The sequence below is a fragment of the Streptomyces sp. NBC_01439 genome (assembly GCF_036227605.1).
Lineage (GTDB): Bacteria > Actinomycetota > Actinomycetes > Streptomycetales > Streptomycetaceae > Streptomyces.
Map to the genome: position 1 here is coordinate 5,911,079 of NZ_CP109487.1, position 12,565 is coordinate 5,923,643.

General features: G+C 72.4%; 11 protein-coding genes. 5 read left to right on the forward strand and 6 right to left on the reverse strand.

Translation table 11 applies throughout. From position 1 onward, the window contains the following. Positions 1-102: 102 nt before the first annotated feature. Positions 103-900, forward strand: coding sequence for a S16 family serine protease (locus OG207_RS26660; RefSeq protein ID WP_329101538.1), 798 nt, complete (start codon positions 103-105; stop codon positions 898-900). On the opposite strand, the gene OG207_RS26665 is transcribed toward OG207_RS26660, so the two are convergent. From OG207_RS26665 to OG207_RS26675, 3 genes are all read right to left on the reverse strand, one after another. Continuing rightward, positions 830-2,125 carry an MFS transporter gene (locus OG207_RS26665; RefSeq protein ID WP_329101540.1) on the reverse strand — a complete coding sequence of 432 codons (1,296 nt, stop codon included), beginning with the start codon at positions 2,123-2,125 and terminating at the stop codon, positions 830-832. The two genes, OG207_RS26660 and OG207_RS26665, sit on opposite strands and share 71 nt — an antisense overlap. A gap of 147 nt (positions 2,126-2,272) precedes the next feature. Further along, positions 2,273-2,911 carry an ArsR/SmtB family transcription factor gene (locus OG207_RS26670; RefSeq protein WP_402696598.1) on the reverse strand — a complete coding sequence of 213 codons (639 nt, stop codon included), beginning with the start codon at positions 2,909-2,911 and terminating at the stop codon, positions 2,273-2,275. A gap of 75 nt (positions 2,912-2,986) precedes the next feature. Then, positions 2,987-3,469: an Lrp/AsnC family transcriptional regulator gene (locus tag OG207_RS26675; RefSeq protein ID WP_329101542.1), complete on the reverse strand. Its 483-nt coding sequence runs from the start codon at positions 3,467-3,469 to the stop codon at positions 2,987-2,989. Positions 3,470-3,610: 141 nt separating this feature from the next. On the opposite strand from OG207_RS26675, the gene hppD reads away from it, so the two are divergent. After that, positions 3,611-4,762 (forward strand): 4-hydroxyphenylpyruvate dioxygenase, encoded by a 1,152-nt coding sequence (gene hppD, locus OG207_RS26680; RefSeq protein ID WP_329101544.1) that lies wholly within the window; start codon positions 3,611-3,613, stop codon positions 4,760-4,762. 111 nt (positions 4,763-4,873) lie between these two features. Here hppD and OG207_RS26685 read toward each other — a convergent pair whose 3' ends face one another. Next, entirely contained in the window at positions 4,874-6,139 is a 1,266-nt protein-coding gene (locus OG207_RS26685; RefSeq protein WP_329095407.1) for an IS701 family transposase, read from the reverse strand. Between the two features lie 183 nt (positions 6,140-6,322). Beyond that, complete coding sequence (locus OG207_RS26690) at positions 6,323-7,840, reverse strand: tetratricopeptide repeat protein (RefSeq protein ID WP_329101546.1); 1,518 nt, start codon at positions 7,838-7,840, stop codon at positions 6,323-6,325. Between the two features lie 96 nt (positions 7,841-7,936). Here OG207_RS26690 and OG207_RS26695 point away from each other — a divergent pair, with 96 nt between their 5' ends. Then, positions 7,937-9,319, forward strand: a complete 1,383-nt coding sequence (locus tag OG207_RS26695) for an FAD-binding oxidoreductase (protein ID WP_329101548.1) — start codon at positions 7,937-7,939, stop codon at positions 9,317-9,319. 95 nt (positions 9,320-9,414) lie between these two features. Here the strand turns inward: OG207_RS26695 and OG207_RS26700 are convergent, their stop codons facing one another. Then, entirely contained in the window at positions 9,415-9,894 is a 480-nt protein-coding gene (locus tag OG207_RS26700) for an SsgA family sporulation/cell division regulator (RefSeq protein WP_329101549.1), read from the reverse strand. A 257-nt stretch (positions 9,895-10,151) separates the two neighbouring features. Between OG207_RS26700 and OG207_RS26705 the strand changes: the two genes are divergently transcribed. Next, positions 10,152-11,627 carry an RDD family protein gene (locus OG207_RS26705; RefSeq protein WP_329101551.1) on the forward strand — a complete coding sequence of 492 codons (1,476 nt, stop codon included), beginning with the start codon at positions 10,152-10,154 and terminating at the stop codon, positions 11,625-11,627. Positions 11,628-11,760: 133 nt separating this feature from the next. Then, a complete protein-coding gene (locus OG207_RS26710) occupies positions 11,761-12,501 on the forward strand; it encodes an RDD family protein (protein WP_329101553.1) in 741 nt (246 codons plus the stop codon). Positions 12,502-12,565: the final 64 nt, after the last annotated feature.

The window sequence follows — 12,565 nt, forward strand, 5'->3', positions numbered from 1 at the left end:
GGTCGCCTCAAGCGCCGGCGGGGCTGGGATTGGCCGGCCGGGCTGCATCGGTCGGCGGGGTGGCCCGGCAGGGCCGGTGGGGCGGCCGGATAGATTGGGCGGGTGCTCTCACGCCTCACACGTCTGCCGCGTCCCGCCGCCCTGGCCGTCTGCGCCGTGCCCGTGCTCGGGCTGTTCGCCGCCGCGGCCTTCGCGCCGCTGCCCTTCGTGGTCGCCATCCCCGGGCTTACGGCCGACGTCCTGGGCTCCGACCAGGGCAAGCCGGTCATCACGGTGACCGGCGCCCCGGTCCGGGACACCAAGGGCGAGCTGCGGATGACCACCATCCGGGCCACCGGTCCGTCCTCGACCATGAGGCTGCACGAACTCATCGGCCACTGGTTCAAGACCGATCAGGCGGTCATGCCCAGGGAGGCCGTCTACTCCTCGGGCGGAAGCGACGAGGAGATCGAGAAGCACAACCTGGAGGAGATGACCAAGTCGCAGTCGGCCGCCACCGACGCGGCCCTCGGCTTCCTCCACAAGGACCCCAAGGACGTGAAGGTCGAGCTCAACCTCGCCGACGTCGGCGGCCCGAGCGCCGGGCTCCTCTTCTCCCTCGGCATCGTCGACAAGCTCGACGGTGACGGCAGCGGAGGCGATCTCACCGGCGGTCGCAGCGTCGCCGGTACGGGCACCATCACCGCCGACGGTCAGGTCGGCGCGGTCGGCGGGGTGGCCCTGAAGACCCAGGCCGCGCGGCGCGACGGCGCGAGCGTGTTCCTCGTACCGAAGGCTGAGTGCGCGGACGCCCTGTCGGAGCTCCCCGAGGGGCTGCGGCTGGTACCCGTCACTTCGCTGACGGATGCGGTGAACTCGCTTCGCGCGCTGAACCGGGGAGAGCCGGCTCCGTCCTGCTGACGGCCGGCCCGCGGTCCAGTCCGCGCCAGGCCGGGAAGACCATCGGGGAGAGCGTCGTCAGCAGGTACGTGCCGCCGAACAGCAGCAGCGCCGTCGTCACCCCGAACCCGTCGACCAGCAGACCGGCGGCGAGTCCGCCCATCGGCATGGTCAGCTCGCAGCCCGCCGTGGCCACGCCCGAGACGCGACTGCGCAGCGCCTCCGGCACCTGCTCGTACATGACGGTGGTCAGGATCGGGTTGAGCATGCCCATGCCCAGGCCGGCCAGGGCCATCGTCACCGCGAGCGGCAGGGTCGTGTCCGTGAGGGCGGCCACCACGTACCGGGTCGCCCCGGAGAGCAGGAAGGCCGCCGTGAACACCGCGCGGCGCGGGAAGCGCTCGCCCCACATTCCGTAGAGCAGGGCGCCCAGCAGGGCGAAGCCTCCGAAGAGGGAGATCATCAAGCCGATCGTGGTGGCGCCGCCGAGGGTCTCCCGGCCGTGGACCGGCAGCAGGACCGCGGACCAGCCCTGGTCCAGCCCGTTGGTCATCATCACCATCACCGTGACGCCCAGCAGCAGCCGGGTACGGGTCATGAAGGCCCAACCTTCAGCGAGTTCGGCGCGGTAGGCCGTGAAGGACACCTTTCCGATCGTGCGGTGCGGTTCGGCGGCCGGGACTCCGCGCAGGAAGACGGCGACCAGGAGCGCCGACGCCCCGAAGGTCGCCGCGTCCAGCAGCAGCACGGTCTCGGCGCCGAACGCCGCGATGAGCAGCCCGGCCACCGCGGCCCCGATCATCCGGGCGCCGCGAAAGACCGCATCGTAGACGCTGGCGGCCCGGGTGATGGTGGTGCCGGCGTGTTCGGCGAGGTTCGGCAGGAGCACGGCGCGGGCGGTCAGGCCCGGGGTGTGCACGAGGCCGCCGACGGCCATCAGCGCGCACAGCATCCAGAACTCCAGCACGCCCGCGTAGTGCAGCAGCGGGATCGCGCCGACCGACAGGCCGCTGATCAGGTCCGAGGCGACGGAGACGCGGCGGCGGCCGATCCGGTCGATGACCGGTCCGCCGACCAGGGCGGCCACGATGACGGGCAGGGTGGCGCAGAAGGCGACGACCCCGGCCCGGCCGGCACTGCCCGTGGTCTGGAGCACGAACCACGGGACGCCGATGAGGGTGAGTGAACTACCAGCAATGGAAATGGTGTTGGCGGCCAGTACGCCGACCAGCGGGCGCCGGCTCATATCGCGCTCGGGGCGTTGTGGAGGAGGGTGTGGCGGGGGAGGACGCGGACTAAGACGCGCACGGCAGGACTCCTTCGGCGCTGCGGAGAGGCGGGTGAGGGGCTTCGGCGGGCTTCTGGGCGGAGCTCCCCGGGGGCTCTGGCGGGGCTACTCCGACGCGGAGCGCGGGAGGACGTGCGTGTGGATGCGGACGGTCCGGGTGTCCTCCGCCTCGGGCAGGTCCCGGTAGGTGTTGACCACGTCGTGCAGCCGGCCGATCAGTTCCTCGCTCTGCGCGGGCGTCAGCCGCAGGGTGAAGTCGCTGAGGTCGGCGCCGGGTTCCCAGTGGCCCAGCCGGTTCTGCGCCTCGGAGATCCAGGCGGAGACCTCCTGGGTGTGGTTCGAGGCGACGGCCTGCAGGAAGACCGCGGCCGCGCCGCTCGTGGCCGGGTCGGCGTCGTGGATCAGCGATCCGTCGAAGCCGGTGCCCTCGTGCACGGCCTGCCACCAGCGCTCACGACCCTTGCCGTGCCCGACCGCGTCCTCGACGAAGCCGTGCGCGGCGAGCTGGCGCAGGTGGTAGCTGGTGGAGCCGCTGGACTCGCCGAAGCGTTCGGCGAGTTGGGAAGCGGTGGCCGGGCCCTTCCGGCGCAGATCGGCCAGCAGCTGCATCCGCAGGGGGTGGGCGAGACCGCGCAGGGCGCGGGCGTCGAGCATGCGGAGGGTGGGTTCCACGGGCTCCCGCCCTTCGGCGGGCGTGCTCTCGGGAGGCTTCTCGGGACGGTTCTGGGGGCGGCTCTCGGGCATGCCCCGACCCTAGAGATGCAAAGGGTTCTCTGCAAGGGGTTATTTGCAAAGAACCCTTTGCGGGGAGCGTCCGCGTCACTGGGTCCGGCTGTCGTCCTCCGCCGCCTGCTCCACCAGCGGGATGATCCGCAGTGGTACGGGGTTCTCCATCACGATCGCCGTCGAGGCCCGCACGATCCCCTCGAAGCCGACGACGCGGTCGATCACCCGCTGGAGGTCGGCATTGGACCGGGCCACCAACCGGCACAGCATGTCCCCGTGTCCGGTGGTGGTGTGCAGCTCCAGCACCTCCGGCACCCCGTTCAGGTGCGCCCGTACGTCGGCGCCCTGCCCCTGCTTGATCTCCAGCGTCGCGAACGCGGTCACCGGATACCCGAGGGCCGTCGGGTCGACCTGCGGGCCGAACCCGCGGATGACCCCGCTCGACTGGAGCCGGTCCAGCCGCGCCTGTACGGTCCCGCGGGCCACGCCGAGCCGCCGCGAGGCCTCCAGGACCCCGATCCGCGGCTCCCGGGCGAGCAGGACGATGAGCCGGCCGTCGAGTTCGTCGATGCCCATGGATGCCTCCGGGTGCCCACGCGTGCTCGTGGGTGGTCATAGTGCACAGATGTTTCAACCAGCCTGCGGTCATCCTGGGCAGTTTGTACAGTCAAACTGGAAACTATTGCGCAGCTTGTGGATCGGCGGGACTCTGCGCTCATGACTGAGTCCCTGAACCTCGAAACCACTCCGCACACCGCGCGTGAGGCCGACCCCTTCCCGGTGAAGGGCATGGACGCGGTCGTCTTCGCCGTCGGCAACGCCAAGCAGGCCGCGCACTACTACTCGACCGCCTTCGGCATGAAGCTCGTGGCCTACTCCGGACCGGAGACCGGCTCCCGCGAGACGGCCAGCTACGTCCTGACCAACGGCTCCGCGCGCTTCGTGCTGACCTCGGTCATCAAGGCGACGACCGACCACGGCCGCTTCCTCGCCGAGCACGTCACCGAGCACGGCGACGGCGTGATCGACCTCGCCATCGAGGTCCCGGACGTCCGTGCGGCGTACGCGTACGCCGTCGAGCAGGGCGCCCGCGGGCTGGACGAGCCGTACGAGGTCAAGGACGAGAACGGCACGGTCGTGCTGGCCGCGATCGCGACCTACGGCCAGACCCGCCACACGCTGGTCGAGCGCCGCGACTACACCGGCCCCTACCTGCCGGGCTACGAGGCCGTCGACCCGATGGTCGAGCCCCCGGCCAAGCGCACCTTCCAGGCCATCGACCACTGCGTCGGCAACGTCGAGCTCGGCCGGATGAACGAGTGGGTCGCGTTCTACAACAAGGTCATGGGCTTCACGAACATGAAGGAGTTCGTGGGCGACGACATCGCGACCGAGTACTCGGCGCTGATGTCCAAGGTGGTCGCGGACGGCACCAAGAAGGTCAAGTTCCCGATCAACGAGCCGGCGATCGCGAAGAAGAAGTCGCAGATCGACGAGTACCTGGAGTTCTACAACGGCCCCGGTGTCCAGCACATCGCGCTGGCCTCGAACGACATCGTCTCCACCGTCCGCTCGATGCGCGCGGCGGGCGTCCAGTTCCTGTCCGTCCCGGACACCTACTACGACACCCTCGGCGAGTGGGTCGGCGACACCCGGGTGCCGATCGACGAGCTGCGCGAACTGAAGATCCTGGCCGACCGCGACGAGGACGGCTACCTGCTGCAGATCTTCACCAAGCCGGTGCAGGACCGCCCGACGGTCTTCTTCGAGATCATCGAGCGGCACGGTTCGATGGGCTTCGGCAAGGGCAACTTCAAGGCCCTGTTCGAGGCGATCGAGCGCGAGCAGGACAAGCGCGGCAACCTCTAGTAGGGCTTGGTCAGGTTGGGGTTGGTGTGGGTATGCCGCGGTGGCAGGTGGGGCATGCGCCGGTCCATGTCGCGAGGAGGGTTTGTAGCTCGCGGACGACTTGGTAGAGGCTCAGGCCGGCGCCATGTCTTTTGGGGCTCTGGCCAGTCGTTGCAGGGTGCAGAAGGCGTGGGCGACGGATACGAGGGTGACGTGGTGGTGCCATCCGTTCCAGGTGCGTCCCTCGAAGTGGGCAAGTCCCAGGGCCTGTTTCATCTCGCGGTAGTCGTGCTCGATGCGCCAGCGGAGCTTGGCCAGGCGGACCAGGGTGGTCAGCGGGGTGTCGGCGGGCAGGTCGGAGAGCCAGAACTGAACGGGTTCGCCCTGGTCGGCCGGCCACTCGGCCAGCAGCCAGCATGCGGGCAGTTCCGGGCCCTCGACCGTGTGGCGGACCTCGCGACCGGCAGGCCGGATCCGCAAGGCCACGAACCGCGAGTACATCCGCTTGAAGCCGCTGCGGCCGGTGCCGGGCCGGGAGCCCTCACGCCATTGCACTGGCTTCGCCGTCTTCCGGCCGGCCGCGATGACCAGCTGTTTCACCGACTGCGGCTTGTCCGGGTACTTCGCCACGGGTGGCCGTCCGTTCCCGGAGTAGGGCTCGGTCACCGGCACGGCTTCGCCGGGCTGGGCCGAGAGGGTGGTGGAGATCCCCACCATGTAGTTGAGGCCGCGGGCCTGCAGGCCGTGCCGGAATGCCGCCGCGTCTCCGTATCCGGCGTCCGCGACGGCCAGCGGCACCTCGATGCCCCACGAGCGGGTCTCATCCAGCATGTCCAGGGCCAGCTGCCATTTCTCCACATGCCCGGTGTCGTCGGGAATGCCGCAGGCGGTGCGGCGGGCGACCTTGGCCGGGTCCGCCTTCGGCGAGGCGGGGTCCCAGGCCTCGGGCTGGAACAGCCGCCAGTTGACCGCCACCGAGGCGTGGTCCGAGGCCAGGTGCAGGGAGACGCCCACCTGGCAGTTGGTGACCTTGCCCGCAGTGCCGGTGTACTGCCGCGAGACACACGCCGAGGCATTGCCGTCCTTGAGGAAGCCGGTGTCATCGAAGATCAGCACGGTGGGCCGGATCGCCTTCTCCATGCTCCAGGCCAGCCGGGCCCGCACATGCGCGGGGTCCCACGGGCTGGTGGTGATGAAGTGGGCCAGGGCCTGACGGTTCCCGTCCTCGCCCAGCCGGGCGGCCATCGGCTCGACCGACTTGCGCTGCCCGTCCGTGAGCAGGCCCCGCAGGTAAACCCGCCCCCACCGACGCTGATCCTTACGCGCGAACGGCTCGAAAACCTCCGCCGCGAAGTCCTCCAACTCGCCACGTACAGCTGCAATTTCCTCCGGCGTCACACGTCTTGAACGACTCACCGAGCCCTTAGGACACGCAACACCAGCCCCAACCTGACCAAGCCCTACTAGCCTCCGGCTCGGCCCGCAGGTTCACAGCACGGCCCGAGGGGGGCCCGGCGCCGCACCCGTTCACGGGTGCGGCGCCCTCGTGTTCGCGCAGGCCGCCCCCTGCGGCCAGCGCCGTCAGCGCCCCGTCGGCTTCGGCGCGGGCGTCGGGGTCGGGGTCGGGGTCGGGGTCGACGTCGGCTTCTCCGCCTTCGGGAGCTCCGGCTCCACCCACGGAGCGGTCGGCCGGACGTTCTCCGGACCCCCCGCCGGCGGCTGCGCGATCGATGCCAGGGCCTCCTTCGCCACCGGCGCGCGCAGCGGTGAGAAGTGCGGGTTCGTCCGCATGGCCTCCTGGAAGTGGCGGCGGGCCGCCTCCTCGTCACCCAGGCCGCGTTCGATCATCGCCCGGTGGAAGGCGAAGTCGGCGCTGCGCAGCCCCGGCTCCGTGGCCTTCTTCGCGTACTCCAGCGCCGCCGCGTCCTCGCCGGTCTGGTGCAGCGCCCACCCCAGCGCGTCCGCGACCTGCACGCTCTTGTGCCGCGACCACTCCTGCGACAGGCGCCGCACCGCCGCCGTCGCATCGCCGTGGTCCGCCTCGTACAGACCGAGGAGCACCACGTCGTCGACCCCGTTGCGGCTGTCCCGGGCCACCATCGTGGTCAGCGCCCCGTACTGGGCGCGCGCCTCCGGTCCCCGGCCCAGCGCGTCCAGCAGCTCGCCGAGCTCCCGCGCCAGCTGCGGCAGCGCCGACCGGCCCAGCGCCAGCCGGTAGTCCCGTACCGCCTCGCCGCCGCGCCCCAGCGCGGCCAGCGCACGGGCCCGGCCACCGAGGGCCTCCGCCTGCGCCGGATCCGTCCGCAGCGCGCCCTCGTACTGCCGCAGCGCCTCGGCCGCGTCGCCCCGCTCCCACGACAGTTCCCCGAGACGGAACAACGCGTACGCCTTCTCCGCCGGGGCCTTCGCGGCACCCGCCGCGTGCTCCATCGCCACCACCGCGTCCTCGCGCCAGCCGCGGTCCCGGTAGACCTGCGAGGCCCTGACGTACGCGGCCAGTCCCGGCCGCATGTCCAGCAGCAGCTCCATCGCCTTCTGCGCGCCCTTGTAGTCGCCGAGCCCGGTGTACGCGTCCACCAGCACCGGGTAGGCCGTCCACCGCTTGGGCGCCTGCGCCCGTACGAGCTCACCCCACTTGCGGGCCGTCCCGTAGTCCCGCCGGGCATTGGCCAGCGCGCCCATGCCCGTCATCGCGTCGAAGTTGCCCTTCTCGGCCGGACGGCCCTCCAACGAGCGCTTCAGGGCCTTCTCCGCCTTCGGGAACCAGCCGGAATCGGCCGTCCGTCGCGCCTGTTCGAGGTACGCGGAGCCGAGCACGGCCCACGAGGCGTCATCGTCCGGATGCGCCGCGAGCCACTTCTCCCGGTCCGCCACCAGCGCCGCCAAGTCCACCGCCGACGCGGGCGCCCCCATGCCCAACGCCGACGCGGCACGATCGCCCGGCTCCGGCGGACGGGCGTCGTCAGCGGTCCGGGCGGGCCGGATCAGCAGGGCACCGGCGATCAGGACCACGGCGACCGCGGCCGCCACGAGCGTCTTGCGGCCGGTGAAGGTCACGGGCGGCGCCGGCGTCTGCGATTCCTCGTCGATACGGTCCATGGGGTCACTGTGCGTCAATATGAAGAGCTCACCGAGGTGTCCGAAGGGGGGCGCGGTCGTGTTCACACCGATGGCCCCGGCTGCCACGCTGGTTCCATGGATGACGATCTCTTCGCACGTCTGCGGGTCCGCCTGCTCGAAGGGCTCCCCGCCGAGGCCCTGCACACCGATCCCCAGGTGACCACCTCATACGCCACCGACATGGCCAGCTTCTGCGCCGCCGGCACCCCGGCCGCCGTCGTCCTGCCCCGGACCGTGGAACAGGTCCAGCACGTCCTGCGCACGGCCACGGCCCTACGGATCCCCGTGGTCCCGCAGGGCGCCCGGACGGGCCTGTCGGGCGGCGCCAACGCCTCCGACGGCTGCATCGTGCTCTCGCTCGTCAAGATGGACCGGATCCTGGAGATCAGCGCCGTCGACCGGATCGCCGTGGTCGAGCCGGGCGTGGTCAACGCCGTCCTCTCACGTGCCGTCGCCGAACGGGGCCTGTACTACCCGCCCGACCCCTCCAGCTGGGAGCAGTGCACCATCGGCGGCAACATCGGCACCGCCTCGGGCGGCCTGTGCTGCGTCAAGTACGGGGTCACCGCCGAGTACGTGCTCGGCCTCGACGTGGTCCTGGCCGACGGGCGGCTGCTGCGCACGGGCCGGCGTACCGCCAAGGGGGTGGCGGGCTACGACCTCACCCGGCTCTTCGTGGGCTCCGAGGGCAGCCTGGGCGTGGTCGTCCAGGCCGTCCTCGCGCTGCGGCCGGCGCCGCCCCGGCAGCTGGCGCTGGCCGCCGAGTTCCCCTCCGTCGCCGCCGCCTGCGAGGCCGTCTGCGCCGTCATGGAAGCGGGTCTGACCCCCTCGCTGCTGGAGCTGATGGACCGGACGACCGTCCGGGCCGTCAACGCCCTCGGGAAGATGGGGCTGCCCGAGGCCACGGAGGCCCTGCTGCTGGCCGCCTTCGACACCCCGCACGCCCCCGAGGACCTCGCGGCCGTGGGGGAGCTGTGCACGGCCGCCGGGGCCACCGCCGTCGTCCCCGCCGAGGACCAGGCGGAGTCCGAACTGCTGCTTCAGGCCCGCCGGATGTCCTTCCCCGCGCTGGAGGCGCTGCGGCCGGCGACGATGATCGACGACGTGTGCGTACCGCGCTCGAGGCTCGGCGAGATGCTGGACGGTACGGCCGCCATCGCCCGCGCCCAGGACCTGCTCATCGGGGTCTGTGCGCACGCCGGGGACGGCAACACCCACCCGATCGTCTGCTTCGACCCCGCGGACGAGGACGAGACGCGGCGGGCCCGCGAGTCCTTCGGCGAGATCATGGCGCTCGGTCTCTCCCTGGGCGGGACCATCACCGGCGAGCACGGGGTCGGTGTGCTGAAGAAGGAGTGGCTGGCCCGCGAACTCGGCCCGGTGGGGCTGGAGATGCAGCGGGCCGTCAAGCAGGCCTTCGACCCGCTCGGGCTGCTCAATCCCGGCAAGCTCTTCTGACGCCGCCCGCCGGGCGCCGCCCGTGCGGCCCGGGCTGCCGGTCAGGCCCGGGCTGCCGGTGCGGCCGGGTCCGACCGGCGTGCGGTCGCCCGGCATCACAGGTCCCCGTCCGCCGACTCGTCCGACGGCCACGGGTCGCGCAGCCACAAATCGTCGGCCGGGGTCGGGGCGAGCAGCTCGACCAGCCCGTCGTCCAGGCCGAGGCGCTCGGCCTCGGTGCCGGGCGGAACGACGCGCAACGTGCGCTCCAGCCAGGCCGACACGGAGCCCGCCGGGGCCTCCAGGAGCGCGTCGCCGTCCGGGGAGGTGAGCGCCATGCAGAGCACGGCCTTGTTGTCGACCTTCGTGGGCCAGATCCGGACGTCGCCGTGGCCGCAGGGACGGAACACCCCCTCGACGAGCAGCTCGCGGGCGAACGTCCAATTGACGGGGCTGTACGAGCCGGTGTGGAAGGTGATGTGGACGGCGTACGGGTCGTGCGTCAGGTAGAGGAGCCGGGCGGGGACGGGGATGCTGCGCTCGGGGGACAGGACCAGCTTCAGTTCCAGCTCGCGCTCGATGACGGGGTGGTGCATGACGGCCTCACTTCGGTTCGGTGCACGGGGCCGGACGGTGCCCCGCACCCGGAGAGAGCGGCAGTGTGCCCAGGTATGACGAGACTTCGGGCAGCGAACCGGAGATTGGCCGATTTCTTTCGGTTGACCGAAAACCGTCGTGCAGGGTGACGTTCGCTCGTTTGCTTGGATTCTCCCGTTACCGGACCTGCCGGGGGGCGGTTCTTGGCTATGGTCCTCCCTTGCACAAGCCTCAAGCCACGATCGGAGTTGGGGACATGACGGCCTCCCCTGGTGACGGCGAGCACGCGGCCCGCGAGGGCTACTACCCGGATCCGTCCATCCCGGGGTACATCCGCTACTGGAACGGAGCGGCCTGGGTTCCCGGTACGAGCCGCCCTGCCCCGCAGCCGGCACCTGTCGCGCAGGCCGCCCCCGCCCCCGCCCCCGTGCCCGCCCCGGTCGCCACACCCGCCACACCTGTCGTACCCGCCGCCCGCGGCGGGCGCTCCCTGCGCGCGGACGAGACGGGACCGGTGTTCCTCGACGAGACCTCCGTGACCGAGGCGCTGCCGGAGCCGGCCCCCGCCCCCGTGCACGCCCTCGCTCCCGAACCCGCGGTGTGGCAGGCCGATCCCGCGCACCAGGCCGGCTTCGGCGGGCCCCGCGACCACCGGGTGTCGTGGGGGAGCAGTGCGCCGGATCCGGAACCCGTTGCGCAGTCCGCTGCGCAGCCCGATCCGGAACCGGAACCGGAGCCCGAACTCGAACTCGAACCCGACCCGGCCCCGCGGCCGGCGGGCATCTCCCTGGCCCGTACGACGCCCGCGAGACCCGCCGAGCAGGCCGCCGCGGGCATCCTGTCGGTGCGTTCCCCGGCCGCCCCGGCACCTGCCCCGACCTCTGCCCCGGCCCCCGCCCCGGAGTGGCCCGAAGCCCCCGGGACCGGCGGGGCGGGCGGGTCCGGGCTCACCTCCTCCTGGCCCGAGGCGGTCGCCGACGCACCCGCGCCCGCACCCGCGCCCACCCCGGCTCCCGCACCTCCTCGGCCCCGCCCCGCCGCCCCTGCCGAGCCCGCCGCGTCCGCAGCCCCGGCCGCAGACCGCCCCGAGGTGTGGGCCCCGCGCCCCGAGGCGGCGGCCCCGGCGGAGCCCCAGCCCAAGCCGCAGTCCCAGCCGCAGAGCCGGGAGCCGCGCGGGCCCGAAGCGGACCGCTCCGGCGGCCCCGGCTCCCGCCCCGCGACGGCCCGTACGCCGCGGGAGGTCTTCGAGCGGATGGCCGAGCGGGCCGTGCGCCCCGCGGGGCTGTCGCGCAGGGCCGTGGCCCGCGCGCTGGACTCCCTCGCCTACGCCGCCGTCGCGGTGGCCGTGGCCCGGCCCCTCCTCCCCGAGGCCGCCGCCCACGTCGAGGCCAAGGTGAACGCCGCCCGGGCGAGCGGTCGCACCACCACCGTCTGGCTCCTCGACGGGACCATCGCCGGCCTCCTGGGACTGGTCCTCGGCACCGTCCTCCTCTTCGGGATCCTCTACGAGGTGCTGCCCACCGCCCGTTGGGGCCGCACCCCGGGCAAGAAGCTGCTGGGCGTCCGGGTCCTGGCCACCGCCAGCCTGCGCCCGCCCACCTTCAGCGCGGCCCTGCGCCGCTGGCTGGTGTACGCCGTCCTCGGTCTCCCCGGCAGCCTCTGGTGCCTCGTGGACCGACCGCGCCGACAGGCCTGGCACGACAAGGCGGCCAGGACGTACGTGGCCCGCTGAGCGCGCCGGGACGGCCCGGGAGACCGGCCGGGACGACCCGGGAGGGCGCCCGGGACCGGGCCCGGCGCCGCCCCTCCCCCCGAATGGACGCCGTCCCGTTGCGGGGGTGGCGGAGCCGGGTTCGACTCGGGCCATGAGTACCGACCAGCCGCCGGGCCAGCCGCCCGAGGACGACCCGTTCCTCAAGAAGCCCCAGGAACCGACGCCTCCGTCGGGCGGTTCGCCGTACGGCTCGCCGCCCCCCGGAAGCGGCGGTCCGCCGCCCCCGCCCGGAGGGCCGCCCGGCGGTCCGGGCGGGGGCGGGGGATATCCGCCCCCGCCACCCCCGTACGGAGGCGGCGGAGACCCGTACGGCGGGAGCGGCGGCTACGGCATGCCCGATCCGCTCGCCGGGATGCCCCCGCTCGCCGACTTCGGCAAGCGGCTCCTCGCGCGCATCATCGACGTCGTGATCGTCGCGATCCCGCTGGCCCTCATCCAGTGGGCGTTCGGCACCGGCCGCTACCGGTACGACGCCGACCGGGGCGAGGACATCGGCGATGTCTTCAGCAAGTCCTACAGCGGCAGCGGCCTGATCATGACCCTGATTTCGATCATCGCGTACGTCGGCTACGACTGGTGGTTCACCAAGAAGAACGGCCAGACGGTCGGCAAGAAGGCGATGGGCCTGCGCGTCGCGATGCTCAACGACGGCAGCGTGCCGAACTCCAACGCCTCCCTGACGCGCGCCGCCGTGCTCTGGCTGCCGACCCTGATCTGCTGCGCCTGCCTGTGGCCGATCGCGCTGGTTGTCTCGATCCTGGTCGACAAGCCGTACAAGCAGGGCTTGCACGACAAGGTCGCCAAGACCGTGGTGGTCCAGGCCACCGGCTAGACATGACGCACCGCGACGCGGGCGGCCGTCCCTCCGGGGGTGGCCGCCCGCGCCGCGTGGGGCG

Excerpts from the sequence above, each read along its gene's own strand:
- OG207_RS26665 (WP_329101540.1), bottom strand. The coding sequence starts at position 2,125 with ATGAGCCGGCGCCCGCTGGTCGGCGTACTGGCCGCCAACACCATTTCC.
- OG207_RS26675 (WP_329101542.1), bottom strand. The coding sequence starts at position 3,469 with ATGGGCATCGACGAACTCGACGGCCGGCTCATCGTCCTGCTCGCCCGG.
- OG207_RS26705 (WP_329101551.1), top strand. The coding sequence starts at position 10,152 with ATGACGGCCTCCCCTGGTGACGGCGAGCACGCGGCCCGCGAGGGCTAC.
- OG207_RS26695 (WP_329101548.1), top strand. The coding sequence starts at position 7,937 with ATGGATGACGATCTCTTCGCACGTCTGCGGGTCCGCCTGCTCGAAGGG.
- hppD (WP_329101544.1), top strand. The coding sequence starts at position 3,611 with ATGACTGAGTCCCTGAACCTCGAAACCACTCCGCACACCGCGCGTGAG.
- OG207_RS26710 (WP_329101553.1), top strand. The coding sequence starts at position 11,761 with ATGAGTACCGACCAGCCGCCGGGCCAGCCGCCCGAGGACGACCCGTTC.
- OG207_RS26690 (WP_329101546.1), bottom strand. The coding sequence starts at position 7,840 with ATGGACCGTATCGACGAGGAATCGCAGACGCCGGCGCCGCCCGTGACC.
- OG207_RS26700 (WP_329101549.1), bottom strand. The coding sequence starts at position 9,894 with ATGCACCACCCCGTCATCGAGCGCGAGCTGGAACTGAAGCTGGTCCTG.
- OG207_RS26670 (WP_402696598.1), bottom strand. The coding sequence starts at position 2,911 with ATGCCCGAGAGCCGCCCCCAGAACCGTCCCGAGAAGCCTCCCGAGAGC.